The organism is Enterobacter cloacae complex sp. P42RS, assembly GCF_014930595.1.
GTDB classification, from domain to species: Bacteria; Pseudomonadota; Gammaproteobacteria; order Enterobacterales; family Enterobacteriaceae; genus Enterobacter; species Enterobacter bugandensis.
This window is the reverse complement of sequence record NZ_JADBRK010000014.1, coordinates 39,908-63,589: the sequence shown is the minus strand read 5'-3', so window position 1 is coordinate 63,589 and position 23,682 is coordinate 39,908. Positions and strand designations below refer to the sequence as shown.

21 protein-coding genes and 1 tRNA gene are annotated in these 23,682 nt (G+C 57.2%); 10 read left to right on the top strand and 12 right to left on the bottom strand.

The window, feature by feature from the left end; genetic code table 11:
* The first annotated feature begins 7 nt into the window (after positions 1 to 7).
* The 3 genes from IM314_RS16250 to yejF are packed head-to-tail and all read left to right on the top strand — an operon-like array spanning position 8 to position 3,718.
* On the top strand, positions 8 to 1,102 hold the full coding sequence (locus IM314_RS16250) for a microcin C ABC transporter permease YejB (RefSeq protein WP_028013880.1): 1,095 nt from the start codon (positions 8 to 10) through the stop codon (positions 1,100 to 1,102).
* Positions 1,102 to 2,127 carry an ABC transporter permease gene (locus tag IM314_RS16245; protein WP_041908986.1) on the top strand — a complete coding sequence of 342 codons (1,026 nt, stop codon included), beginning with the start codon at positions 1,102 to 1,104 and terminating at the stop codon, positions 2,125 to 2,127. Before IM314_RS16250 ends, IM314_RS16245 begins: the two co-directional genes overlap by 1 nt.
* 1 nt (position 2,128) lies before the next feature.
* The gene (gene yejF, locus IM314_RS16240) at positions 2,129 to 3,718 is read left to right on the top strand and encodes a microcin C ABC transporter ATP-binding protein YejF (RefSeq protein ID WP_028013882.1); all 1,590 of its coding nucleotides are present in this window, start codon (positions 2,129 to 2,131) and stop codon (positions 3,716 to 3,718) included.
* A 3-nt stretch (positions 3,719 to 3,721) separates the two neighbouring features.
* Here yejF and IM314_RS16235 read toward each other — a convergent pair whose 3' ends face one another.
* From IM314_RS16235 to rsuA, 3 genes are all read right to left on the bottom strand, one after another.
* Positions 3,722 to 4,066: a YejG family protein gene (locus IM314_RS16235; RefSeq protein ID WP_028013883.1), complete on the bottom strand. Its 345-nt coding sequence runs from the start codon at positions 4,064 to 4,066 to the stop codon at positions 3,722 to 3,724.
* A gap of 279 nt (positions 4,067 to 4,345) precedes the next feature.
* Entirely contained in the window at positions 4,346 to 5,542 is a 1,197-nt protein-coding gene (locus IM314_RS16230) for a Bcr/CflA family multidrug efflux MFS transporter (protein ID WP_041908984.1), read from the bottom strand.
* Between the two features lie 15 nt (positions 5,543 to 5,557).
* Positions 5,558 to 6,265 (bottom strand): 16S rRNA pseudouridine(516) synthase RsuA, encoded by a 708-nt coding sequence (rsuA, locus tag IM314_RS16225; protein WP_028013885.1) that lies wholly within the window; start codon positions 6,263 to 6,265, stop codon positions 5,558 to 5,560.
* 152 nt (positions 6,266 to 6,417) lie between these two features.
* On the opposite strand from rsuA, the gene IM314_RS16220 reads away from it, so the two are divergent.
* Positions 6,418 to 8,178, top strand: a complete 1,761-nt coding sequence (locus IM314_RS16220) for a DEAD/DEAH box helicase (RefSeq protein WP_047363059.1) — start codon at positions 6,418 to 6,420, stop codon at positions 8,176 to 8,178.
* A 125-nt stretch (positions 8,179 to 8,303) separates the two neighbouring features.
* Positions 8,304 to 8,588 carry a 50S ribosomal protein L25 gene (rplY, locus tag IM314_RS16215; protein WP_003859376.1) on the top strand — a complete coding sequence of 95 codons (285 nt, stop codon included), beginning with the start codon at positions 8,304 to 8,306 and terminating at the stop codon, positions 8,586 to 8,588.
* Between the two features lie 50 nt (positions 8,589 to 8,638).
* Here rplY and yejK read toward each other — a convergent pair whose 3' ends face one another.
* Complete coding sequence (gene yejK / locus IM314_RS16210) at positions 8,639 to 9,646, bottom strand: nucleoid-associated protein YejK (protein ID WP_109845346.1); 1,008 nt, start codon at positions 9,644 to 9,646, stop codon at positions 8,639 to 8,641.
* 134 nt (positions 9,647 to 9,780) lie between these two features.
* On the opposite strand from yejK, the gene IM314_RS16205 reads away from it, so the two are divergent.
* From IM314_RS16205 to IM314_RS16195, 3 genes are all read left to right on the top strand, one after another.
* Positions 9,781 to 10,008, top strand: coding sequence for a YejL family protein (locus tag IM314_RS16205; protein ID WP_014884596.1), 228 nt, complete (start codon positions 9,781 to 9,783; stop codon positions 10,006 to 10,008).
* A gap of 19 nt (positions 10,009 to 10,027) precedes the next feature.
* Positions 10,028 to 11,788: an LPS biosynthesis-modulating metalloenzyme YejM gene (gene yejM / locus IM314_RS16200; protein ID WP_193358817.1), complete on the top strand. Its 1,761-nt coding sequence runs from the start codon at positions 10,028 to 10,030 to the stop codon at positions 11,786 to 11,788.
* 72 nt (positions 11,789 to 11,860) lie between these two features.
* Positions 11,861 to 11,937 (top strand) — tRNA-Pro (locus tag IM314_RS16195).
* A 37-nt stretch (positions 11,938 to 11,974) separates the two neighbouring features.
* Here the strand turns inward: IM314_RS16195 and IM314_RS16190 are convergent.
* Both IM314_RS16190 and IM314_RS16185 read right to left on the bottom strand, forming a co-directional pair.
* Positions 11,975 to 13,162: an MFS transporter gene (locus IM314_RS16190; RefSeq protein WP_049137286.1), complete on the bottom strand. Its 1,188-nt coding sequence runs from the start codon at positions 13,160 to 13,162 to the stop codon at positions 11,975 to 11,977.
* A gap of 123 nt (positions 13,163 to 13,285) precedes the next feature.
* Positions 13,286 to 13,546 carry a DUF2534 family protein gene (locus IM314_RS16185; RefSeq protein ID WP_008500962.1) on the bottom strand — a complete coding sequence of 87 codons (261 nt, stop codon included), beginning with the start codon at positions 13,544 to 13,546 and terminating at the stop codon, positions 13,286 to 13,288.
* Between the two features lie 209 nt (positions 13,547 to 13,755).
* On the opposite strand from IM314_RS16185, the gene eco reads away from it, so the two are divergent.
* Positions 13,756 to 14,259 carry a serine protease inhibitor ecotin gene (gene eco, locus IM314_RS16180; RefSeq protein WP_193358818.1) on the top strand — a complete coding sequence of 168 codons (504 nt, stop codon included), beginning with the start codon at positions 13,756 to 13,758 and terminating at the stop codon, positions 14,257 to 14,259.
* Between the two features lie 80 nt (positions 14,260 to 14,339).
* Here eco and mqo read toward each other — a convergent pair whose 3' ends face one another.
* Positions 14,340 to 15,989 (bottom strand): malate dehydrogenase (quinone), encoded by a 1,650-nt coding sequence (gene mqo / locus IM314_RS16175; RefSeq protein WP_060571583.1) that lies wholly within the window; start codon positions 15,987 to 15,989, stop codon positions 14,340 to 14,342.
* A 188-nt stretch (positions 15,990 to 16,177) separates the two neighbouring features.
* Between mqo and IM314_RS16170 the strand changes: the two genes are divergently transcribed.
* Complete coding sequence (locus tag IM314_RS16170; RefSeq protein ID WP_193357288.1) at positions 16,178 to 17,467, top strand: SulP family inorganic anion transporter; 1,290 nt, start codon at positions 16,178 to 16,180, stop codon at positions 17,465 to 17,467.
* Here IM314_RS16170 and mgtE read toward each other — a convergent pair.
* From mgtE to apbE, 5 genes are all read right to left on the bottom strand, one after another.
* Complete coding sequence (gene mgtE, locus IM314_RS16165) at positions 17,430 to 18,866, bottom strand: magnesium transporter (protein ID WP_028013894.1); 1,437 nt, start codon at positions 18,864 to 18,866, stop codon at positions 17,430 to 17,432. The genes IM314_RS16170 and mgtE overlap by 38 nt on opposite strands.
* A 147-nt stretch (positions 18,867 to 19,013) precedes the next feature.
* Entirely contained in the window at positions 19,014 to 20,657 is a 1,644-nt protein-coding gene (locus IM314_RS16160; protein ID WP_045629903.1) for a multidrug ABC transporter permease/ATP-binding protein, read from the bottom strand.
* A gap of 69 nt (positions 20,658 to 20,726) precedes the next feature.
* Positions 20,727 to 21,383 (bottom strand): DNA oxidative demethylase AlkB, encoded by a 657-nt coding sequence (gene alkB / locus IM314_RS16155; protein ID WP_193358819.1) that lies wholly within the window; start codon positions 21,381 to 21,383, stop codon positions 20,727 to 20,729.
* Entirely contained in the window at positions 21,383 to 22,441 is a 1,059-nt protein-coding gene (gene ada / locus IM314_RS16150) for a bifunctional DNA-binding transcriptional regulator/O6-methylguanine-DNA methyltransferase Ada (protein WP_047363052.1), read from the bottom strand. The genes alkB and ada overlap by 1 nt, the downstream gene beginning before the upstream one ends.
* Before the next feature lie 72 nt (positions 22,442 to 22,513).
* Entirely contained in the window at positions 22,514 to 23,569 is a 1,056-nt protein-coding gene (apbE, locus tag IM314_RS16145; RefSeq protein ID WP_193358820.1) for an FAD:protein FMN transferase ApbE, read from the bottom strand.
* Positions 23,570 to 23,682 lie beyond the last annotated feature (113 nt).

Genomic DNA, 23,682 nt, shown 5'->3' with positions numbered 1-23,682 from the left:
AATTATCATGGGTGCCTATTTAATACGCCGACTTCTGCTGGTCATTCCTACGCTGTGGGCCATTATCACCATTAACTTTTTTATCGTGCAAATTGCCCCGGGCGGGCCGGTCGACCAGGCCATTGCCGCCATTGAGTTTGGCAACAGCGGCGGCATGCCCGGCGGCGGCGGAGAAGGCATGGGCGCCAGCCATGCGCGAACCGGCGTGGGGAATATCAGTGAAAGCCACTACCGCGGCGGGCGCGGGCTGGATCCGGAAGTGATCGCCGAGATCACCCATCGCTACGGCTTTGATAAGCCGATACACGAGCGCTATTTCAAGATGCTCTGGGATTATATCCGCTTTGATTTTGGCGATAGCCTGTTCCGCAGTGCGTCAGTGCTGACGCTGATCAAGCAAAGCCTGCCGGTTTCGGTCACGCTGGGGCTGTGGGGAACGCTGATCATCTATCTGGTCTCTATTCCGCTCGGGATCCGCAAAGCAGTGCATAATGGCAGCCGCTTCGATATCTGGAGCAGCACCTTCATCATCATCGGCTATGCTATTCCGGCGTTTCTGTTTGCCGTTCTGCTGATTGTCTTCTTTGCCGGAGGCAGCTATTTCGACATCTTCCCGCTGCGGGGGCTGGTCTCCGCCGATTTCAGCACGCTGCCGTGGTACCAGAAAATCACCGACTATCTCTGGCATATCACGCTGCCGGTGCTGGCGACGGTGATCGGCGGGTTTGCCGCCCTGACCATGTTAACGAAAAACGCCTTTCTCGATGAGATCCGCAAGCAGTATGTCGTCACCGCCCGCGCCAAAGGGGTCAGCGAAAAACAGATCATGTGGAAACATGTCTTCCGCAACGCCATGCTGCTGGTGATTGCCGGATTTCCAGCCACGTTCATCAGCATGTTTTTTACCGGCTCGCTGCTGATTGAGGTGATGTTCTCGCTCAACGGTCTCGGCCTGCTGGGCTACGAAGCCACCGTATCGCGCGATTATCCGGTAATGTTTGGCACGCTCTATATTTTCACCCTGATTGGCCTGCTGCTGAATATCATCAGCGATATCAGCTATACGCTGGTCGATCCCCGAATTGATTTTGAGGGCCGCTGATGCCGCGTTTAAGCCCCGTTAACCAGGCCCGCTGGGCCCGTTTTCGCCATAACCGCCGCGGCTACTGGTCGCTGTGGATTTTTGCTGTCCTGTTTGTCCTGAGCATGTGTTCGGAGCTGATCGCCAACGACAAACCGTTGCTGGTGCACTTTAACGACCGCTGGTACGTGCCGGTACTGGCTAACTACAGTGAAAGCGACTTCGGCGGCCCGTTTGCCACCCCGGCGGAGTACCAGGATCCGTGGCTGCGCCAGCAGATCGAACAGCACGGCTGGGCCCTCTGGGCTCCGGTGCGCTTTGGCGCCAACAGCATTAACTTCGCGACCACAACCCCCTTCCCTTCTCCGCCCTCTGCGCAAAACTGGCTGGGAACAGACGCCAACGGCGGCGACGTGCTGGCGCGCATCCTCTACGGTACGCGGATTTCTATTCTCTTTGGACTGATGCTGACCGTCTTCTCCAGCGTAATGGGCGTAGTGGCCGGCGCCGTTCAGGGCTACTACGGCGGAAAAATTGACCTGTGGGGGCAGCGTATCATCGAAGTCTGGTCCGGTATGCCAACGCTGTTTCTGATCATTCTGCTTTCCAGCGTGGTACAGCCGGGCTTCTGGTGGCTGCTGGGCATCACCGTTCTGTTCGGCTGGATGGCGCTGGTGGGCGTGGTGCGGGCAGAGTTTCTGCGCACCCGTAATTTCGACTATATTCGCGCCGCGCAGGCGCTTGGGGTGAGCGACCGGGGAATTATCTTCCGCCATATGCTGCCTAACGCCGTGGTGGCAACCCTCACCTTCCTGCCCTTTATTCTGTGCAGCTCCATCACCACCCTCACCTCGCTGGACTTTCTGGGCTTCGGCCTGCCGCTGGGGTCGCCGTCGCTCGGCGAACTGCTGCTGCAGGGCAAGAACAACCTGCAGGCGCCGTGGCTGGGCATCACCGCCTTTCTTTCCGTGGCCGTGCTGCTTTCGCTGCTGATTTTTATTGGCGAAGCCGTGCGCGATGCCTTCGATCCCAACAAGGCGGTATAAGATGACGCAGCCTCTTCTCAGTATTGATCGCCTGTCGATTGCCTTCTCGAAGCAGGGCGAGACACGTACCGTGGTCACCGACCTGTCGCTGCAGATCCAGCGCGGTGAAACGCTGGCGCTGGTGGGTGAATCCGGTTCGGGCAAGAGCGTCTCGGCGCTCTCCATCCTGCGTCTGCTGCCCTCCCCGCCCGTGAGCTATCCGCAAGGGGATATTCTGTTCCACGGCAGTTCGCTGCTGCACGCTGATGAACATACCCTGCGCGGTATTCGCGGCAATAAGATTGCCATGATCTTCCAGGAGCCGATGGTGTCGCTCAACCCACTGCATACGCTGGAAAAACAGCTCTATGAAGTGCTGTCACTTCATCGGGGGATGCGCAAAGAGGCCGCGCGGGGCGAAATTCTGGATTGTCTGGAACGAACAGGCATACGCAACGCGGCCAAACGGCTGAATGATTTTCCGCATCAGCTCTCCGGCGGCGAACGCCAGCGGGTAATGATTGCCATGGCCCTGCTCACGCGCCCCGAACTGTTGATTGCCGACGAGCCGACGACGGCGCTGGACGTCACGGTGCAGGCGCAAATTCTGACGCTCTTGAGGGAGCTGCGTGACGAGCTGGACATGAGCCTGCTGTTTATCACGCACAACCTGAGCATCGTGAAAAAGCTGGCCGACAGCGTCGCGGTCATGCAAAACGGGCGCTGCGTTGAACAGAATACCGCGTCCACGCTGCTGAACGCGCCGCAGCATCCCTATACGCAGCGCCTGCTCGACAGCGAACCTTCCGGCGACCCGGTGCCTCTCACGGCAGACAGCACACCGCTGCTGCGCGTCGATGATTTATCCGTCTCGTTCCCGATCCGCAAAGGCGTTCTGCGGCGCATCGTTGACCAGAACCCGGTGCTGAAAAATATCCGCTTCTCGCTGCGACCGGGTGAATCCCTGGGGCTGGTGGGCGAATCCGGTTCGGGGAAAAGCACTACCGGTCTGGCGCTGCTGCGCTTAATTGCCTCTCAGGGCGAGATCCTGTTTGACGATATGCCGTTGCACCGCTGGAACCGCCGCCAGATGCTGCCCGTGCGGCCCCGCATGCAGGTGGTATTTCAGGATCCCAACTCCTCGCTTAATCCGCGCCTCAGCGTGTTGCAGATTATCGAAGAGGGCCTGCGCGTTCACCAGCCTGGCCTGAGTGCGCAACAGCGGGAACAGGAGGTCATGCGGGTGATGGCGGAAGTGGGCTTAGATCCCGACACTCGCCACCGCTACCCTGCGGAATTTTCCGGCGGACAGCGCCAGCGTATCGCCATCGCCCGCGCGCTGATCCTGAAACCGGAGCTGATTATTCTGGATGAACCGACCTCGTCTCTGGACAGAACCGTACAGGCGCAGATCCTGGCGCTGCTCAAAGGGCTACAGGAAAAGCACCGGCTGGCCTATATCTTTATCAGCCATGATCTACAGGTGGTTCGGGCGCTATGCCATCAGGTGATTGTGCTACGACAGGGTGAGGTGGTCGAACAGGGTGATTGCCAGCGCGTATTTACTGCGCCAACGCAGAGCTACACGCGCCAGCTGCTCGCGGCAGACTAGCGCTTAAAACGGATACTGGCCGGAGAAAGGTTCAGCAATCGCAACGCCAAAATTTTTCAGGCGGCAGGTCGCGGCGAATTCGTCCTGGCTTTTGACAAACAGGCACGGCTCCCCTTCGCACTCCAGTACGGAGCTGTCCACTTCGATATCCGTCAGGGCCTGGCTGAGACGCTCCATCACCCGCCACGCATTTTCGTCGCTCGGGCTCAGCAGCTTGAGCGCCACCAGGCAATTCTCACAGCCCGCGACGCTTTGCGGAATCGGTTCAACTTTCGAACCTGCAAAACCCGCCGACCAGCGATAGCTCTGGGGCAAGCGATGGACAATGGAGAGTTGTAATGTATTCACGTTCGTTCCCCGGAAGCAAAATTTACTTCACAATTTATTTACATTTATAGTAACACATCATCGCCAACCTGCACTATTCAGCGCTTTTTTATCGGTATCGAGGCTCGCGTCGGCGCTATATGTACCCGTTTCTGCGATCTAACTCAACCTTTTTGAATACAATGATGTGACTTTTTACATAAATAGATTTTACATAAAATAAACAAACACGGAATAAACGAACGCGAGTTTGGTTGATATGCGTCAACAAAAAAGGCCCTTTCGGGCCTTATCTGCGCGTTAGTGCGCCGCTTTTCGCGGCCGGCTGGCGTAAAGACAGAAAAGCACAGAGCTGGTTGCGCAAAAAGCCATCGCCCACAGCATAGGCCAGGCCGTAGTAAAGGTCGCCATAGAGAGTAACGCCCCGACGATGGCACCAATCCCGAAGCGGAAGGTTCCCGCCAGTGACGATGCGGTTCCCGCCATGTGCGGGAATTCGTCGAGGATCACCGCCATCGCATTGGACGAGATCATCGACACGCAGCCGACAAAGGCCGCCACGCCGATCACCAGCGCCCAGAAGCCCACGTCCAGAAACGCGCTCACCACCAGCCAGACCGCCATCACAAACTGGATCCACAGCCCGGCGCGGAACATGTTCAGCGCGCCCACCCGCCGGACAAAGCGGCTGTTAATGATGGTCAGGACAAACAGGAAGACGATATTGAGCGCAAAATAATAGCCAAAGTGCTGCGGCGAAACGTGGTTCAGCTCGATATAGACAAACGGCCCGGCACTCAGGAAGGAGAACATTCCGGCGAAGCTGAACCCGCTCGCCAGCATGTAGCTCAGCACCCGCTTGTGGCGAAACAGCGAGGCAAAGTTGCCTATCGTGGTTCGAATATGAAATTTCTGGCGGCGCTCGACGGGCAGCGTTTCATCAATAAAGAAGAAAATCATCGCCGAGGCCAGCAGCGCGGCCAGCGCCAGGATCCAGAAAATCGCGTGCCAGCTAAACCACACCAGCACCGCACCACCGGCCATCGGTGCCACCAGCGGCGCAATCGTCGTCACCAGCATGACGAACGACATCATGCGGGAGAACTCTTCTTTCGGGTAGATATCACGCATCAGGGCGTTGATCACCACGCTCGCGGCAGCGGCGGCCAACCCGTGCAGGAAGCGCATGATAATCAGCTGATCGATACTCTGCGCCAGCGCACAGGCGACCGCTGCGGCCGCAAAGACCAGCGTCCCGCCAAGAATAACCGGCTTACGCCCCAGGCTGTCGGCCATTGGGCCATACAGCAGCTGTCCGAGCGCGAAACCGAGAATATAGGTGCTGAGCGTCATCTGCGCGCTGCCTGCCGGTACGCCAAACTGGGCGGAAATCACCGGCAGCGCAGGCAGATACATGTCGATAGACAGCGGCATCAGCATCGCCAGCAGGCCAAGAATGAAGACAATTTTGAACGACGAGTGTGGCCTGGTGGTCACAGGGTTCTCCTGAAATTAGTGCGAAGGCAGACCGACGCTGGCAATCTCTTCTTCCGTCAGCGGACGATATTCACCGGGCGCCAGGTCGGGATCGAGCGCAATCGCACCGATGCGTTCACGGTGCAGGCCCACAACGTGGTTACCCACGGCGGCAAACATGCGTTTCACCTGATGGTAGCGCCCTTCGCTGATGGTCAAACGGACCTCCGTCGGGGTGATAACCTCAAGCACGGCGGGTTTGGTCAGATCCTTTTCATTATGCAGCTGAACGCCTTTCGCGAATTGCTCTGCCGTGTCATCCGCAACCGGTGACTCCAGCGTGACCAGATAGGTTTTCTCGCAGTGGTGGCGCGGGGAAGTGATGCGATGCGACCACTGACCGTCGTCGGTCATCAGCACCAGACCGGTGGTGTCGATGTCGAGGCGGCCCGCGGCGTGCAGCTTATGCGCCACCGGTTCGTCGAGGAAATAGAGCACAGTTGGGTGATCCGGATCGTCCGTTGAGCAGACATAGCCTTCCGGCTTATTGAGCATGAAATAGCGGGGACCGTGCTGCTGGGTCAGCGGATTGCCGTCGTACTCAACCTGATGGTCAGGCTGCAGTTTGAACGCGCTGTCTCGCACAATGTCGCCATCCACGGTAACGCGGTTGGCGCGAATTTCGCGCCCGGCAATAGCGCGGCTTACGCCGAGTTGCTGAGCGATAAACTTATCAAGTCGCATGAAATCTTTTTAGCCTTAATGGTGCTGGATGTCGGACCGTGCGTCCGAAAAAAGAAGCAGTCAGGAACGGTTCAGTATAATGGTCTGGTTGCGCCACTCAAGGGAAAAAGTTTCGTGGCATACTATATGCGGATTAACGAAACCGAGACCCCATGACTTTTACACTTCGTCCCTATCAGCAGGAAGCCGTTGACGCGACGCTCGCCTGGTTCCGTAAACACCGGGAACCGGCGGCCATTGTCCTCCCGACCGGTGCAGGCAAGAGCCTGGTCATTGCCGAACTGGCGCGCCTGGCGCGCGGTCGCGTGCTGGTATTGGCCCACGTCAAAGAGCTGGTGGCGCAAAACCATGCCAAATATTGTGCGCTGGGGCTGGAAGCCGACATTTTCGCCGCCGGGCTGAAGCGCAAAGAGAGCCACGGCAAAGTGGTTTTCGGCAGCGTACAGTCGGTGGCCCGTAACCTGGATCTGTTCCGCAGCGAGTTTTCGCTGCTGATTGTCGACGAATGTCACCGCATCAGCGATGACGACGACAGCCAGTATCAGCAAATCCTCACTCACCTTAAAGAGGTGAACCCTCACTTACGCTTGCTCGGCCTGACGGCAACCCCGTTTCGTCTGGGCAAAGGCTGGATCTACCGCTTTCATTATCACGGCATGGTGCGCGGCGACGAGAAAGCGCTGTTCAGCGACTGTATCTATGAACTTCCGCTGCGCTACATGATTAAGCACGGCTACCTGACGCCGCCCGAGCGGCTGGATATGCCGGTCGTGCAGTACGATTTCAGCCGCTTACAGGCGCAGAGCAACGGGCTGTTCAGCGAGGCGGATCTTAACCATGAACTGAAAAAACAGAAGCGGATCACGCCGCATATCATCAGCCAGATTGAAGAGTTCGCGCAAACGCGTAAAGGGGTGATGATTTTTGCTGCCACCGTCGAACACGCGCGCGAAATCACGGGACTGCTACCCGCTGACGACGCAGCGCTGATCACTGGCGAAACGCCCGGCCCGGAGCGCGACAGGCTGATTGAGGCTTTCAAAGCCCAGCAGTTCCGCTACCTGGTGAATGTCTCCGTATTAACCACCGGGTTTGACGCCCCGCACGTCGATCTGATTGCGATTCTGCGCCCGACGGAATCCGTCAGCCTGTATCAGCAGATTGTCGGCCGTGGCCTGCGCCTGGCGCCGGGCAAAACCGACTGCCTGATACTGGATTACGCCGGCAACCCGCACGATCTGTACTCCCCGGAAGTGGGCGCGCCAAAAGGCAAAAGCGACAACGTGCCGGTACAGGTGTTTTGCCCGGCCTGCGGCTTTGCCAACACATTCTGGGGAAAAACCACCGCCGACGGCACGCTGATTGAACACTTTGGCCGCCGCTGTCAGGGCTGGTTTGAGGATGATGAGGGACATCGCGAGCAGTGCGATTTCCGCTTCCGCTTCAAAAACTGCCCGCAGTGCAACGCCGAAAATGACATCGCCGCCCGCCGTTGCCGCGAGTGCGACACGGTACTGGTGGACCCGGACGACATGCTGAAAGCGGCGCTGAAGCTGAAAGATGCGCTGGTGCTGCGCTGCTCCGGCATGGCGCTGCAGCCCGGCGCGGATGAAAAAGGCGAGTGGCTGAAAATAACCTATTACGACGAGGATGGCGCTGACGTCAGCGAACGGTTCAGGGTTCAGACGCCTGCCCAGCGCACGGCATTTGAGCAGCTGTTTATCCGGCCGCATACCCGTACGCCTGGCGTGCCGCTGCGCTGGATAACCGTGGCGGATATCGTGCATCAGCAGGCGCTGCTGCGCCACCCCGACTTCGTGGTCGCCCGCAAGAAAGGCCAGTTCTGGCAGGTTCGCGAGAAGGTCTTTGACTATGAAGGTCGCTTCCGTCGGGCAAATGAATTGCGCGGTTAACGGGACTTTTCATTGATGTGCGGGGCATTTGAGTATAAAATGCCGCCCGCTTCACATCCGTGGGGCAGAACACTCACCTGCTGCTGGGTCGCCTGTAGTAGGGTTTTAAATACAGAGAGAAATCAATGTTCACTATCGAAGCAGAAGTACGTAACGTGCAGGGTAAGGGTGCGAGCCGCCGCCTGCGTACCGCAAACAAGTTCCCGGCTATCGTTTACGGTGGCGAAGCTGCTCCAGTTGCTATTGAACTGGATCACGACAAAGTATGGAACATGCAGACCAAAGCTGAATTCTACAGCGAAGTTCTGACCATCGTTGTTGGCGGTAAAGAAGAAAAAGTGAAAGTTCAGGCTGTTCAGCGTCACGCGTTCAAGCCAAAACTGACTCACATCGACTTCGTTCGCGCGTAATCGCAAACCTGTCGAGAAAACCCCGCTTCGGCGGGGTTTTTTTATGGCTGCTATTTACCGCCAGACGTGCGGCGCTGAAGCTGATCGCGCAGGTTCGGCGGCGTACCTTTTATGGTCAGGGTATCGGTGGCCGGATCCCAGAAGATGCGTTCCCCCAACAGCATGGCGTCAAAGTTGATGGTTAACCCACCGCCGCTGCCGGCAAATTTGGTTAACTGACGCAGCGTGCTGCGATCCGCCGGGAAGCTCTCCTCAAGCTCATAGCCCTTCTCCGCGGTGAATTCCTGGAAGCTCACTTCGCTGACGCCCGCCAGCTCTTTTGACAGGGACTCCAGTTCAATCTCTTCCCCCGCCTGCAGCTGCTCGTTGCAATAGCTGTAAACCTGCTGACGCACGGTCTGGCGTTCAGATTTATCGAGCTGCGCTTCCGCCGTGAAGTCATCAACGGCCTGCAGCAGCCCTTTGTTCTGCGCTTTGGCGTTCAGGCCTTCGCTGGCACCGAGGAAGTCCATAAAGAAATCCGCCACTTTGCGGCCCACCCGCCCCTTCAGGAAGGTGAGGTAGCGGGTCGACTCCGGGTTAGTTTCCCACTCGGTCAAATCAATACGCGCCACAATATCCGCATGGTTGATATCCAGATAGTGCGTTGAGCTGATGTCCAGCTGCTCGTTCACGCGCATGCTGCTTAAGTTATTCAGCACGGTAACCAGCAGGTACTCGACCGCCAGGTAACGATAGTGGCAGAACAGGACAATACCGCCGTCGGCGAACGGATATTTCGCCAGCTCGTCGCGCAGACGCCCGGTTGCCGCGCGGCTAAACGCCAGGAAATCCTCTTCGCCCTGACGCTGCAGGCGCAGGCTATCTGCCAGCTCACTATCTTCGCTGAACAGACCATAGGCTTTATTTTTAGCGCTGTAGACGCGATGCAGTTCTGCCATCATTTCCACAACGGTTGCCGTGGGTTCCAGTAACGAATCGCGTAGCACCACTTCAAGGGTTTGCTCATCACGCTTGATAAGCTGGTGCAAGGCAATCTGGTTGATTTCCAGACTCATGATAAACTCTCCTTTTAGACCGGGCGGTATTCAACCACCACCAGGACATGTGTGCAACAACAGATAAAAAAGGGGAAAAAAAGCTGTTGCTACGGTAATATGTTGCCCTTTCATCAACAAACTGATTTTGATTTATGCCACAACATTCCCGCTACAGTGATGAACACGTTGAACAACTGCTCAGTGAGCTGGTCAACGTACTGGAAAAACATAAAACGCCGACCGATCTCTCCCTGATGGTTTTGGGAAATATGGTCACCAACCTTATCAACACCAGCGTTGCTCCGGCTCAGCGTCAGGCGATCGCCAAATCTTTCGCCCAGGCGTTACAGTCATCCGTCAGCAACGACCAGGCCCATTAAGGGAAACGAACAACAGTTTATGGTGACGAATCGTCAGCGCTACCGTGAAAAAGTCTCCCAGATGGTCAGCTGGGGACACTGGTTTGCCCTGTTCAACATTCTGCTAGCGACGGTAATTGGCTGTCGTTATCTGTTTGTCGCAGACTGGCCCACAACGCTAACCGGGCGTATCTACTCCTGGATAAGCGTTGTTGGTCACTTTAGCTTTTTGGTATTCGCCACCTATCTGCTGATCCTGTTTCCTCTGACGTTTATCGTCATGTCGCAGCGTTTGATGCGGTTCTTGTCCGCAATCCTTGCGACGGTGGGGATGACGCTGCTGCTTATCGACAGTGAAGTGTTCACCCGGTTCCACCTGCATCTCAACCCTATCGTCTGGGAACTGGTGATCAACCCCGACCAGAACGAAACGGCCCGTGACTGGCAGCTGATGTTCATCAGCGTTCCGGTGATCCTGTTGATCGAGATGCTGTTTGCCACCTGGAGCTGGCAAAAGCTCCGCAGCCTGACCCGACGCCGCCATTACGCGAAACCCGTCGCCGCGCTCTTTTTCGTCTCATTTATCAGTTCGCACCTCATGTATATCTGGGCGGATGCGAACTTCTATCGCCCTATTACCATGCAGCGCGCTAACCTGCCGCTCTCTTATCCGATGACGGCCCGTCGTTTCCTTGAGAAACACGGCCTGCTTGATGCCCAGGAGTACCAGCGCCGTCTGGTCGAACAGGGTAATCCGGAAGCGGTTAGCGTGCAGTATCCACTGAGCGATCTGCGCTATCGCGATATGGGTCGCGGGCAAAACGTCCTGCTGATTACCGTCGATGGCCTCAACTATTCTCGTTACGAGAAGCAGATGCCTGCGCTGGCCGATTTCGCGAGTCAGAACGTGTCGTTTACCCAGCATATGAGTTCAGGTAACTCAACCGATGCGGGTATCTTTGGCCTGTTCTATGGCATTTCTGCCGGATACATGGACGGCGTGCTGTCTGCGCGCATTCCTGCGGCGCTGATCACCGGGCTTAATCAGCAGGGCTATCAGTTAGGGCTGTTCTCATCGGACGGCTTCAACAGTTCACTGTACCGCCAGGCGCTGCTCTCTGATTTCTCACTGCCTGCCGCGCAGAGCCAGTCTGATGCCCAGACCGCAAACCAGTGGATAAACTGGCTGCAGCGCTACGCGCAGGAAGATAACCGCTGGTTCTCGTGGGTGGCCTTTAACGGCACAACGCTTAACGACAGCAACCAGGCAGGCTTTGCGCGCCGCTACGGCCGCGCGGCCATCGATGTTGACGCACAGATTGGCCGCGTGCTTGACGCGCTACGTGAATCAGGCAAGCTTGATAACACGGTCGTGATCGTGACCGCGGGGCATGGCGTACCGTTAGGCGACGAGACGAAGAGCATGAGCTGGTCACGTCCAAACCTGCATGTTCCGCTGGTGATCCACTGGCCGGGAACGCCGGCGCAGCGCATCAATATGCTCACAGAACATAAAGACGTCATGACGACCCTGATGCAGCGCCTGCTGCACGTCAGTACGCCAGCAAACGAGTATTCACAGGGGCAGGATCTCTTCAGCGCCACGCGCCGCCATAACTGGGTGACTGCAGCTGACGGCAACACGCTGGTGGTGACCACGCCGAAGCTGACGCTGGTGCTGAATAGCAACGGGAACTATCAGACCTATAATCTGCAGGGTGAACGGCTGAAGGACCAGAAACCACAGCTTAGCCTGCTGTTACAGGTTCTGACGGATGAGAAGCGCTTCATCGCTAACTGATTAATAATAAACCAGTTAGCGACGGATTCCCTTGCATTCGAAACGGAATCGAGTAGTATTCTTTCTATGCGTCGGCACGTAGCGCAGCCTGGTAGCGCACCGTCATGGGGTGTCGGGGGTCGGAGGTTCAAATCCTCTCGTGCCGACCAAAAACACATTGAAAACCAGCCTCTTACGGCTGGTTTTTTATTTCGCCTCGTCCGGTGTTTTGCGCAGGTACATCAGCGTAACCAGACAAATCACGGCTCCGGCATAAAACGTATATTCCGCGCCAAACGTTTCCCAGATGGCCCCGGCGCCCAGGCTGGCGACTAACAATCCCACGCCGCTAACCAGACTAAAAATGCCGTAGGCGGTACCGCGCAGATCCGCAGGTGCTGTTTTTGCGATCATTGCCGCCAGCAGCCCCTGCGTCATCCCCATATGCACTCCCCAAAGCGCAACGCCCAGAAGCATTCCAGCCCAGTGGGTGCTTAGCGCCAGCACAATATCTGCCCCAATCAGCATCACCAGGCCCCACTGCAGTAGTCGGGTGTGGCTCATCCCGTCCGATAACTTGCCAAACGGATAGGCTGAAAGGAAATAGAGCAAATTCATGGCCACCATCACCAGCGGGATCAGCGCCAGCGGCACCCCCGACTGCTGTGCGCGCAGGACAAGAAAGGCTTCACTGAAACGTGCGAGCGTGAAGATGGCGCCCAGGCCAATAACCCACCAGCAGCCTTTCCCGAGACGCCTGAGGTTCTCTTTTTTGATGGGGTTCGTGCGTTTATGTTCGACGGGCGTTTTCGGCTCATGCAGGCCGAAAAAAAGCAGTGCCACGGCGAGGACGCCGGGGATCACCGCAATCCAGAAAATCGTGCGGAAATCATCGTTCCACAGCAGCATTAAGCCTACGGCCAGCAGCGGCCCGAGAAATGCGCCGATGGTATCCATCGACTGACGCAGCCCAAAGGCCGCGCCGCGAAGTTCCGGCGGCGTAACGTCAGCGACCAGCGCATCGCGCGGCGCGCCCCGGATCCCCTTCCCTACCCGGTCGATTAAGCGTGCCCCCAGAATCATGCCCGACGAAGAGGCGATAGCGAAAAGCGGCTTACTCAGCGCGCCAAGACCGTAGCCCAGCACCGCCAGTCCTTTACGTTTACCCAGGTAGTCACTGATGGCACCGGAAAAAACTTTGATAAACAGCGCGGTGGCTTCAGCCAGGCCTTCAATCAAGCCAATGAAAATCACGCTGGCTCCCAGCGTCGTGACCATAAAGAGCGGCAGCAGGCTGTGAATGATCTCCGAGGAGATATCCATCAGCATACTGACCCCACCCACAACCCATACGCCTTTCGGGATCCGGCTGAGCGTTGCAAACCGGGATAACATTGAACATCTCCTGCTTTATGTCGAACGACCTTGTTCGACACAGAATACCCTGGAAATGCGAATAAATATCATCACACATAAAAAAGCCAGCCCGCAGGCTGGCTTCTTATAGCAGGTGAATGCTCAGTGTTTTTCACGTCCGCCCAGGAAGAAAATGCCCAGCGGAATGGCCAGCAGAACGGTGAAGACAAGGCTGTAAACGAAGATCATCGCCGACTGCAGCACATACATGCTGGTGGTCCAGGCGGAGAGAGGAATGTTGTACTGTTCAATGACGCCAACAATGGTGGCCCGCCCGACGCACGCGGCAGCAATCATAAACACGACGAGTAGCGCCAGGAGGAACTTGCGGCCTTCAGGTGTTTTCAGTTTTGCACGAACCATCTCTCTTCCCTTTCACAGATGAATAACATTATCGATGGACTAAAATAACACGAACGCCCGCCACACTCCACACCAGTACAAACACCTGCCAAAAAGGTTAATTCTAAGTTTATTACGCTGCATATAATGAAAATGTAAGTAAATCACACCAATCATTCATGCTCATTATGTTAGTCTGTTCAGGACCGTTTTGACATAAAGGAATGACAATGAAAAACGCACCTAAATTTGCCATCGCGCTTCTCGCCGCCGCGTGCGTCAGCACCAGCGCTTTCGCCAGCGACGCTCAAAAAGCGCAGCCGCTGGAAAAAGTTGCACCCTATCCGCAAGCGGAAAAAGGCATGAAGCGTCAGGTGATTCAACTGCCGGTTCAGCAGGACGAAGCGAATTACAAAGTCGAACTGTTAATTGGCAAGACGCTGGAAGTGGACTGCAATCAGCATCGTCTGGGCGGCCAGCTGGAAAGCAAAACCCTGGAAGGCTGGGGTTATGACTATTACGTTTTTGATAAAGTGACCTCTCCGGTCTCTACCATGATGGCCTGCCCGGACGGCAAGAAAGAGAAGAAATTTGTGACGGCCTATCTGGGCGACAACAGCCTGCTGCGCTACAACAGCAAGTTGCCGATCGTGGTATATACGCCTGAAAACGTGGAAGTAAAATATCGCGTGTGGAAGGCAGAAGAGACGGTCGGACAAGCGGTAATACGTTAAAAACAAGTCGGGTGGCGGCTTCGCCTTACCCGACCTGCTAAACTAAAAACGGTAACAGATGTTACCGTTTTGCTTTTACCTTACAGCGCGATATCCGCAACCGGCTTGTTTACCGGCTGAGGCTTCAGCTCCGCCTTCGGCGCAGCATCCGCAGCCTGCGGCTTCACGTACTGTAGCTGCAGCACGCGACTGGTGTACTCCAGCTCTTGTTCCGTCGCATCCACGTTACCGTTCAGCTTCGTGCCGTAGGATGGAATAATGGTTTTCAGCTTCGCCTGCCATTCCGGGCTGGCAACTTTGTCTTTAAACACTTTTTCCATCAGGTGCAGCATGATTGGCGCAGCGGTAGATGCACCTGGTGACGCACCCAGCAGCGCGGCAATCGTGCCATCCTTATCGCTCACCACTTCGGTCCCCAGACGCAGCACGCCGCCCTCTTTCGGATCGCGCTTGATGATCTGCACGCGCTGACCCGCCTGCCACAGACGCCAGTCTTCTTTCTTCGCCTGCGGATAGTACTCTTTCAGCGCCTCGAAGCGTTCTTCATCAGAAAGCATCACCTGGCTAATCAGGTATTTCACCAGGTCGAAATTATCCAGGCCCACGTCCATCATCGGTTTGACGTTAGAGGTGGTGGTCGCGCTCAGCAGATCCCAGAGGGAGCCGTTTTTCAGGAACTTGGTTGAGAAGGTCGCGAACGGTCCGAACAGCACCACGCGTTTACCGTCAAGCATACGGGTATCGATATGCGGGACGGACATCGGTGGCGCACCGACGGAAGCCTGACCGTACACTTTTGCCAGGTGACGGTTCACCACTTCCGGGTTCTCGGACACCAGGAACTGGCCGCCGACCGGGAAGCCCGCGTAGTCGTCAGCTTCAGGAATACCGGACTCCTGCAGCAGCTTCAGCGCCGCGCCGCCCGCACCGATGAAGACAAATTTCGCCTTAATGACGTGCTCGGCTTCGTTGTTTTTCAGATCGGCAACGGTCACGCTCCAGCTGTTGTCCGCATTGCGCTTAAAGCCGCGCACTTCGGTGCTGAGCTGCAAATTGAAGTTATCTTTCTTCTTCAGGGACGCCACCAGCTGACGGGTAATTTCGCCGTAGTTCACGTCGGTGCCAATTTCGGTACGGGTCGCCGCCACTTTCTGGTTCGGGTCACGGCCTTCCATGACCAGCGGCGCCCACTCTTTAATCTGCGCGTGGTCTTCGGAGTATTTCATCCCGCGGAACAGGGTGCTCTGCTGCAGCGCAGCGTAGCGCGCGCGCAGGAAATTCACGTTTTGCTCGCCCCACACAAAGCTCATGTGCGGCACGGTATTGATGAAGGAGTGCGGGTCGTGCATCACGCCGCTGTTGACCTGGTGGGACCAGAACTGACGCGAGATCTGGAACGCTTCGTTGATCTCTACCGCCTTCTCGATACTAATGGAACCGTCCTTTTTCTGCGGCGTATAGTTCAGTTCCATGAGTGCCGAATGGCCCGTACCAGCGTTATTCCAGCCGTTCGAACTCTCCTGCGCCACGCCATCGAGGCGCTCGACCATGGTCATGGACCAGTCCGGCTGCAGTTCTTGCAGATAGGTTCCCAGCGTGGCGCTCATGATGCCGCCACCAATTAAAAGGACGTCCGTTTCCTGCTCTTTTGGTGCGTCTGCTTTCGCTGCCATTGAGACGGCGTTGAGCCCGACAGCCAGAGAAAAGAGCATGGCAGTCATTTTTTTCATAATTTATGCCTTAGTGTAAAAGTGCTTGATGCGTGGAAATTGCAGGTGAAAAAAGCTGCGTGGGCACGGTAACAACTTTTAAATATTGTTTAAAGGTTACGAAATTATTGTAATTGTGAAATTTAATGATGGATTGTTTGTAGGGGATTGCGGCGCGCAACTGGTATAAGGAGGAATTTATGGCTACTATGCTGCACTTTGTGATCGCGCGCACGGAAGCCTGCCCTAACCAGCGAACTGTTATGTCCTTACCTCATTCTGCCGTATCCCCTGAAGTCAGTGTAGCCAGCGTGCTGCACTCCCCTAAACAACTGGCGCGTGAAACGCTGGCGGGCGTGATTACCGCTCTGGCGCTGATTCCCGAAGTGATCTCATTTTCCGTGGTGGCGGGCGTTGACCCGAAGGTCAGCCTGATCGCCTCCGTGGTGCTGTGTCTTGCTCTCTCCGTGCTGGGCGGTCGTCCGGCGATGGTCACGGCTGCGGCCGGTTCCGTAGCGCTGGTGATTGGCCCGATGGTGCATCAGCACGGGGTACAGTACATTCTTCCCGCCGTGCTGATGGCTGGCGTGATCCAGATTCTGTTTGGCGTGCTGGGCATGGCAAGGCTGATGCGCTTTATTCCCCAGTCGGTGATGACCGGATTTGTTAACGCCCTTGGCATTTTGATTTTCTTCGCTCAGGTGCCGCATTTCTGGAGCCGAAGCCCGCTGATTGTGGGCCTGTTCGTGCTGACGCTGCTGATTGTGCTGTGGGTGCCGCGCTATATTAAAAGCGTCCCTTCCCCGCTGATTGCGATTGTGCTGTTAACCCTTTTCACCGTCACCACCGGTCAGATCCTGCCGACTGTCGGTGATGAAGGCTCAATGACTGGCGGTCTGCCTGGATTTACCGAGCTGCTGGTGCCGCTTAATTTACAGACGCTGAACATTATCTGGCCGTGCGCGTTGAGTATTGCCTTCGTCGGTCTGCTGGAGTCCCTGCTGACGGCAAAACTGGTGGATGAACTGACGGTTACGCCCTCCAGCAAGCGTCGCGAGAGCATCGGGCTGGGCGTGGGGAATATCATGGCCGGGCTCTACGGTGGCATTGCGGGCTGCGCGATGATCGGACAAACCATCGTTAACGTGGAGATGGGGAAAGGACGAAGCCGCATTTCAACCATTGCGGCGGGCATCGTGCTGCTGCTTCTGGTAACGGCGCTCAGCGAAGTAATGGCCAAAATCCCGATGGCGGTGCTGGCGGGGATTATGGCGATTGTTGCCGTCAAAACCTTCAGCTGGCACAGCCTTCAGCCCGCCACGATAAAAAAAGCCCCGATTGCCGAAACGGTGGTGATGCTGGTGACGGTAGCCGCCACGGTATCAACCGGCAATCTGGCGGTTGGCGTGCTGGGCGGGATTATCGTCATGGCACTGATCCCCGCCCGCATTAAGCGTCGGGTTAAAGCAGAAAAATCGTTGCCAGCCCAAGAAAAATAAAGAAACCGCCGGTATCGGTGATGGCGGTGATCATCACGCTCGACCCCACCGCGGGGTCGCGCCCCAGTTTGGTCATCGTCAGCGGGATAATGACGCCCATCATCGATGCCACCAGCAAATTCAGCACCATCGCCAGCATCATCACGCCGCCTAAGGCCATATCGTCATACAGCCACCATGTGATGCCGCCCATAATGCCGCCCCATACCAGGCCGTTAATCAGCGCCACGCCCATTTCCCTGAAGATCAGAAAGGCGAAGTTACCGGGCTGAATATTTTCCAGCGCCAGCGCGCGGACGATCATGGTGATGGTCTGGTTTCCGGTGTTGCCGCCAATTCCGGCCACAATCGGCATCAGCGAGGCCAGCGCCACCAGCTGCGAGATGGTGTGTTCAAAGCCGTCAATCACACGGGAAGCGATGAAGGCGGTACACAGGTTAATAGCCAGCCAGGCCCAGCGGGTTTTCACCGCCTTACCGACGGAGGCGTGGACGTCATCTTCGGCGCTAATCCCGCCTAGCGCGCGCAGGTCGTTATCGGTCTCTTCATAAACCACGTCAACGATTTCATCGATGGTCAGACGGCCCATCAGCTTGCCAACGGAGTCTACGACCGCCGCACTCACAAGGTCATCACGTTCAAAGGTACGCGCCGCTTTTTCCGCATCGTCTTCCGGGGAGAAGACCATCGGCTCGTTTTCCATCACCTCGCTCACCCGCTGCTGGGCGCTGTTGAGCAGGATGGTTTTCAGCTCCAGCTCGCCCAGCAGGGTTTTATCCCGCGAGGTGACAAACAGCTTATCGGTGTTGTCCGGCATTTTGCCCAGGCGGCGCAGGTAGCGCTGCACGGTACCGAGCGTGACGTCCGGACGTACCGTGATAACGCCGAACTCCATGATCGCGCCGACGCTGTTTTTCTCGTAGTGCATCACCTGACGCACACGCGCACGTTCATCGGCAGGCAGAGAGGCCAGCAGGCGGCCGGTCAGGTTACGCGGCAGATGCTGTACAAGGTAAATCTGCTCGTCGATATCCAGGGTTTGCAGGGCGTCGAGGATATCCCGATCGCTCATCTCGTCGATCAGGTCATCCCAGACGTTTTCCGAGGCTTCAAGCAGAACCTGGCCGCGCTCGTGATCCTGTACCAGGCGCCAGAGGGCGTGACGCTCTTCCGAAGGAAGCGCTTCCAGGGTATCCGCCAGATCCGGCGGCGGTAAATGAGCAACCAGCGCACCTACCTCAGCAATATCGTCGGCTAAGGTGCCGACATCATATTGCTCAGCCAGGGTCAGTTTGCCTAATAGCGTAGACGTGACCGCTTTATCGGTCGTGAGAAGCCAGATGAGTCGCGCACGTTCCTGGTCACGCTGCCTGGCGCTGTTTTTCTTTAATACCGACATCAATCATAAATCCATTAAATGAGTTGAGACTAAGCATAGCGCGAGGATATGTAAATAAGAATAAACAGCGAGGCGGGATGGAGAAAAAAGCGGCATTACGGCCACGATTATCCCCTCTCCCTGTGGGAGAGGGTTAGGGTGAGGGCATCAGGCCGTGCGCGCCACCGCGTCACGCGACGCCGCATCGCGCTCGTCGCCGGTCAGCTCGCTCAGCCTGCCGTCGCGCATCTCCAGCAGACGGTCGGCGTGAATGAAGTAATGATCGTCGTGGCTGATGGCGAAAATGGTTTTGCCCATCTCCTGCATCAGCGGCAGCAGCACCTGATAAAACTCGCGGCGGAAGTGCGGGTCCTGATCCGCCGCCCATTCATCCAGCAGGATGATGTCACGCTCTTCCGCCAGCGCCAGCAGCAGCGCCACGCGCTTTTTCTGCCCCTTAGAGAGCTTGAGGTTCAGGATTTTGCCGTCCTGGAGCTCCAGCTTGTGCGACATCTGCAGCTGCGCAAGCCATTTCTCAACCAGCGCCGGATTGGCCTGCTGCCCTTCCGGCCCCAGCAGCTGGTCAAACAGCCAGACATCGGTGAATACCGCTGAGAAAAGCTTGCGGTAATCCTCGGGTTTCTCCGCGCTCAGCGCCTTACCGTCCAGCAGGATCTCGCCCGACTGCGGCTGGTAAAGTCCGGTGAGCAACATCGCCAGCGTGGATTTTCCGCTACCGTTGCCGCCGATGAGGAACAGCAGTTCGCCGCGGTGAATCGTCAGGTTGACCGGTCCCACGGAGAAGGCGTTGTCCTGATAGCGGAACGTCACGTCGCGCAGCTCCAGGGTCTGCCAGTTCGGGAAGGCCTGCGGGCGCGGGAATTCAGCCTTAAATGGCGCCAGATCGAACTTCTTAAGCTTGTTAAACGCCACCTGCGCGCTTAGCAAGGTGGGCAATGCGCCGACGGCCGAGAGCAGCGGCGTACGCAGGAACAGCAGGGTCAGCGAGTAGGTCGCCGCCACGTTGGTGTCCGCCCAGCCCAGGCTGTTCGCCATCCAGAATACCAGGCCAATGGCGCCCAGCATCATAATGTTGGACCAGTTCACCGCGCTCAGGTGGAAGGTATCGGCGCGAATAATGTGGTGCCGGTATTCGCGTGCGTCCGGGACATAGAGGTTATTGAAGATATGCTCGGCACGCTCGCGGTTGAGGGTCAGCTCTTTGCGCCCTTCCAGTACCGTCTGGTAATCGTTATAGAGCTTATCTTCCGTTTCGCGCAGGACCGCCATGTGTTTATAGACGCGCGATACCAGCACGAAACCGCCCCAGATGGTGATGGCAATCCACACCGCGGTCACCGCCAGCATTTTGGTAGAAAGCCAGGCGAGATAGGCCGCCGAGCCAAAGGTCAGGATGATCCCCTGCACCAGCTCCGGCAGGCGGACAAACGCGATGGTAATCGCGCGCACGTCGCTGGTCAGCCCCGCCAGCAGGGAGGCGCTGCCGAGCTGCTCCACGCGCTCAACCTGCGTGTCGAGGATCCGCTTGATGAACTCGCTGCGCAGGCGGAAAACGAAATGGTGGCCAAGCGCGGTCAGCGCCAGCTGAGAGCCGAGCGTAACCGCCATCAACAGCAGCAGCAGGCCGAGAAACTCCGGCAGAACCGAGAGTGAGGTATCGACCATTTCGATCAGCCGCACGTTTATAAACGCAATCAGGCCAATACCCAGCGCCGCGCTGGCAAGGCTTAAGGCCATTACGGCAATGAAGGGCCAGCGGTACTGACGCCAGACAAGAAGAAGTAGTTGCATGCAGGCAATCCGGACAATAAAAATCAGCCAGCAGTGTAAACTGCCCTGAGCGGACATCAAGAATAATTCTTATTTTTGTTTGTTCAATCCCGCCTGACGGAAAGTCAGATTATAGCGGTACTCGCCAGTGAGGGGATGAACCCCGGGCTTCAGGGGCTGAATGCCGTGATAGTACAGCCGTGACTCCCTGCCCCACACCACCACGTCGCCGTGCTCCAGCATAATGCGCCTGAGCGGATCGTTGCGGCGCAATCCGCCAAACTGGAAGACGGCGGGCAGACCCAACGATACCGAGACGATGGGCGCGCGCAGATCGGGCTCATCTTTGTCCTGATGCAGCGAGAGCTTCGCACCGATGGCGTAGCGGTTAATCAGGCAGGCATCCGGCCGGAAGTCAGGGTAATCTGCTGCAACGGCAGCCTCGTGACAAAGCGCCTGAAACACCGCAGGCATGGGAGGCCACGGCCGGCCGGTCGTAGGATCGTTCGGGGCATACACATACCCCCGTTCGTTCGTCGCCCACCCCAGTTCGCCGCAGTTGGCCATGGCCACCGACATGGTGTAGCCGCCCGGCGTCACCATATGGCGAAACGGTGAAACCGCCGTGACCTCTTCAATATCGGCAAGCAATGCCGCCGCACGGGAGAGTGCAAAGCGGCGCAGGATCACTGCCCCGGGCGCAAGCGGCTCCTGCCACGGTTCAGCATCCGCAAAAAGATCGAGCATTATCCCTCCCGGCGTTTCGCCTCACGTTTCAGTAATAGCGCTTTTCGCGCCGCCCCCCAGCGATAGCCCGACAGCGCGCCGTCGTTGCGGACCACGCGGTGACAGGGGATCACAATCGCCAGCCTGTTTGCCGCACAGGCTCCCGCGACGGCACGCACCGCGTTGGGCTGGCCAATCGCCTTCGCCACCTGCTGATAGCTGGCCGTTTCCCCGCAGGGGATGTCACGAAGGGCCTGCCAGACCCGCTGCTGGAACGCGGTGCCGCGTATATCCAGCGGCAGCGCCAGCGGCACCGCGTGGTTATCAATACTGGCAATGACCTGGCTGATACGCTGGGCAAAGGCATCTTCCTGCGGGGCATGCTCCGCGTTTGGAAACAGCGTCGCAAATTCTTCTGCCAGTTTGGTATCGTTGTCGCCCAGCAGTATCGCGCAAATTCCCCGCTCGCTTTCCGCAACCAGGCAGCGTCCCAGCGAACAGTCGCCGATGGCGTAACGCACCGCTACCTCGCCTTTGCGGTACTGCTTCGCCGTCATCCCCAGCGCATCGTTGGCTTTGCGGTAATAGCTGCTGCTGTCGGGAAACCCTGCCGCCAGCACGGCATCGGTAATTTTATTTCCCTGCGCAAGCGCCGCGCGCAGACGCTGCCCCCGCGCCGCCTGCTGCCAGGCTTTTGGCGTCATCCCGGTGACGGACTTAAACAGCCGGTGGAAATGGAAAGGACTCATGGCGACCTGCTGCGCCAGGCCTTCAAGCGTCAGCGCGGGATCCTGCTCCAGAAGGCGACAGGCGTGCTCCACTTTCGCCAGCTTTTGCTGATTCGGATCGCGTTTGTCCGGCATGCAGCGCTTGCACGGGCGAAACCCTGCCTGAACGGCATGCTGGACATCGGGATAAAAGCAGACGTTTTTACGCAGCGCGTGACGGGCGCGGCATGACGGGCGGCAGAAAATCCCCGTCGTCTGCACGGCAAAGACAAACCGATCGTCAGCGCGCGGATCGCGAGCCAGAACGGCCTGCCAGCGATCCTCATCATTCATATAGGTTGGATTTTTCATCATCAGCTCCTCTTACAAGCATACCTTTAGCGTGCCCGAGTGCCAGTGATAAAAAACCCGCAACCTTGCTTTTTAATTTTTGTCGCTCACCAGGAAGCTGTTGAACTGCGGCGAGCTCCAGGTTTTGAACCCGTCGTCCTCTTTAGCGATCATATAAACCGCCAGCCCTTCCTGACGAACCACCTCTTTTGCTTTTTCCGGGCCGAGAACCATTAATCCGGTATCCCAGGCGTCGGCTTCCAGCGCAGTCGGCGCAATCACGGTCACCGAGACCAGGTTATGCGTGATGGGACGTCCGGTCAGCGGATCGATCACGTGCGAAATACGCTTCCCGTCGAGTTCGTAATAATTACGGTAGCTCCCGGAAGTGCTGATGCCGTGCCCGTTAATATCCACAATGGCCTGTACGGCGTTTTGCCGATCGGTCGGTTTTTGAATCGCCACGCGCCACGGTTTACCGCTGGCGTTCATGCCCCGGCTGACTAACGCGCCGCCCACGGAGACCAGGTAGCGCGATATCCCTTCCTGCGTCATCAGCGCGGCAAGGTGATCCGCCGCGTAACCTTCACCTACCGTCGACAGATCGACAAACAGATCGGGGATATCTTTCTGCAGATACTGCTGGCCGTACTGGTTGATCACCGTCAGATGCTTTAGCCCTGTCCGGGCGCGGGCATCATCAATGGCCGCCTGATCGGGTGTGGTATCCGGCTGTTTGTTCGGGCCAAATCCCCAGAGATTGACCAGAGGCCCGACGGTGACATCCATCGCGCCGTTGGTTTTATATCCCACGCGCATTGATTCGGTGACGATATCGGCCATCGCTTCGCTCACCGGCCACAGGGAGGTACTGGTGGAAAGATTAAAGCGCATCAGCGCCGAGTCATTTTTATAGGTTGAGAGCAGCTGGTCGTCGGCGTCCAGCTGAGACTGGATTTTACCGCGAAGTTCATCAGCGCGCGTTTTATCCAGGCCCATCACGCTGACGCGCCAGAAGGTGCCCATCGTTTTGCCTTCGAGCACCGTCGCGGCGGGTGCATCGGTTTTCGCCACGGGCGCGGAATCGTCACACGCGGTCAGGAAAAAAAGCATAGCCAGAAAGCTGGCGCGTAAAAAAGTCATGTCCATTCATTATTATCCTCATGCCAGGGCGGCAAGAGTACACCAAAACGGTTGCATTGTGAGGCCAAAAAAAAACACAAAAAAGGGGCCTTCAGGCCCCTTAGTCACACGATGACGCG

What these genes read in the sequence shown, in the direction of transcription:
- IM314_RS16160 (WP_045629903.1), bottom strand. Translation starts at nt 20,657, where the DNA reads ATGCAACTACTTCTTCTTGTCTGGCGTCAGTACCGCTGGCCCTTCATT.
- IM314_RS16170 (WP_193357288.1), top strand. Translation starts at nt 16,178, where the DNA reads ATGCTGCACTTTGTGATCGCGCGCACGGAAGCCTGCCCTAACCAGCGA.
- IM314_RS16250 (WP_028013880.1), top strand. Translation starts at nt 8, where the DNA reads ATGGGTGCCTATTTAATACGCCGACTTCTGCTGGTCATTCCTACGCTG.
- rsuA (WP_028013885.1), bottom strand. Translation starts at nt 6,265, where the DNA reads ATGCGACTTGATAAGTTTATCGCTCAGCAACTCGGCGTAAGCCGCGCT.
- eco (WP_193358818.1), top strand. Translation starts at nt 13,756, where the DNA reads ATGAAAAACGCACCTAAATTTGCCATCGCGCTTCTCGCCGCCGCGTGC.
- IM314_RS16190 (WP_049137286.1), bottom strand. Translation starts at nt 13,162, where the DNA reads ATGTTATCCCGGTTTGCAACGCTCAGCCGGATCCCGAAAGGCGTATGG.
- apbE (WP_193358820.1), bottom strand. Translation starts at nt 23,569, where the DNA reads ATGGACATGACTTTTTTACGCGCCAGCTTTCTGGCTATGCTTTTTTTC.
- yejM (WP_193358817.1), top strand. Translation starts at nt 10,028, where the DNA reads ATGGTGACGAATCGTCAGCGCTACCGTGAAAAAGTCTCCCAGATGGTC.
- IM314_RS16205 (WP_014884596.1), top strand. Translation starts at nt 9,781, where the DNA reads ATGCCACAACATTCCCGCTACAGTGATGAACACGTTGAACAACTGCTC.
- mqo (WP_060571583.1), bottom strand. Translation starts at nt 15,989, where the DNA reads ATGAAAAAAATGACTGCCATGCTCTTTTCTCTGGCTGTCGGGCTCAAC.
- yejF (WP_028013882.1), top strand. Translation starts at nt 2,129, where the DNA reads ATGACGCAGCCTCTTCTCAGTATTGATCGCCTGTCGATTGCCTTCTCG.
- yejK (WP_109845346.1), bottom strand. Translation starts at nt 9,646, where the DNA reads ATGAGTCTGGAAATCAACCAGATTGCCTTGCACCAGCTTATCAAGCGT.
- IM314_RS16245 (WP_041908986.1), top strand. Translation starts at nt 1,102, where the DNA reads ATGCCGCGTTTAAGCCCCGTTAACCAGGCCCGCTGGGCCCGTTTTCGC.
- IM314_RS16220 (WP_047363059.1), top strand. Translation starts at nt 6,418, where the DNA reads ATGACTTTTACACTTCGTCCCTATCAGCAGGAAGCCGTTGACGCGACG.
- rplY (WP_003859376.1), top strand. Translation starts at nt 8,304, where the DNA reads ATGTTCACTATCGAAGCAGAAGTACGTAACGTGCAGGGTAAGGGTGCG.
- ada (WP_047363052.1), bottom strand. Translation starts at nt 22,441, where the DNA reads ATGAAAAATCCAACCTATATGAATGATGAGGATCGCTGGCAGGCCGTT.
- mgtE (WP_028013894.1), bottom strand. Translation starts at nt 18,866, where the DNA reads ATGTCGGTATTAAAGAAAAACAGCGCCAGGCAGCGTGACCAGGAACGT.
- alkB (WP_193358819.1), bottom strand. Translation starts at nt 21,383, where the DNA reads ATGCTCGATCTTTTTGCGGATGCTGAACCGTGGCAGGAGCCGCTTGCG.
- IM314_RS16185 (WP_008500962.1), bottom strand. Translation starts at nt 13,546, where the DNA reads ATGGTTCGTGCAAAACTGAAAACACCTGAAGGCCGCAAGTTCCTCCTG.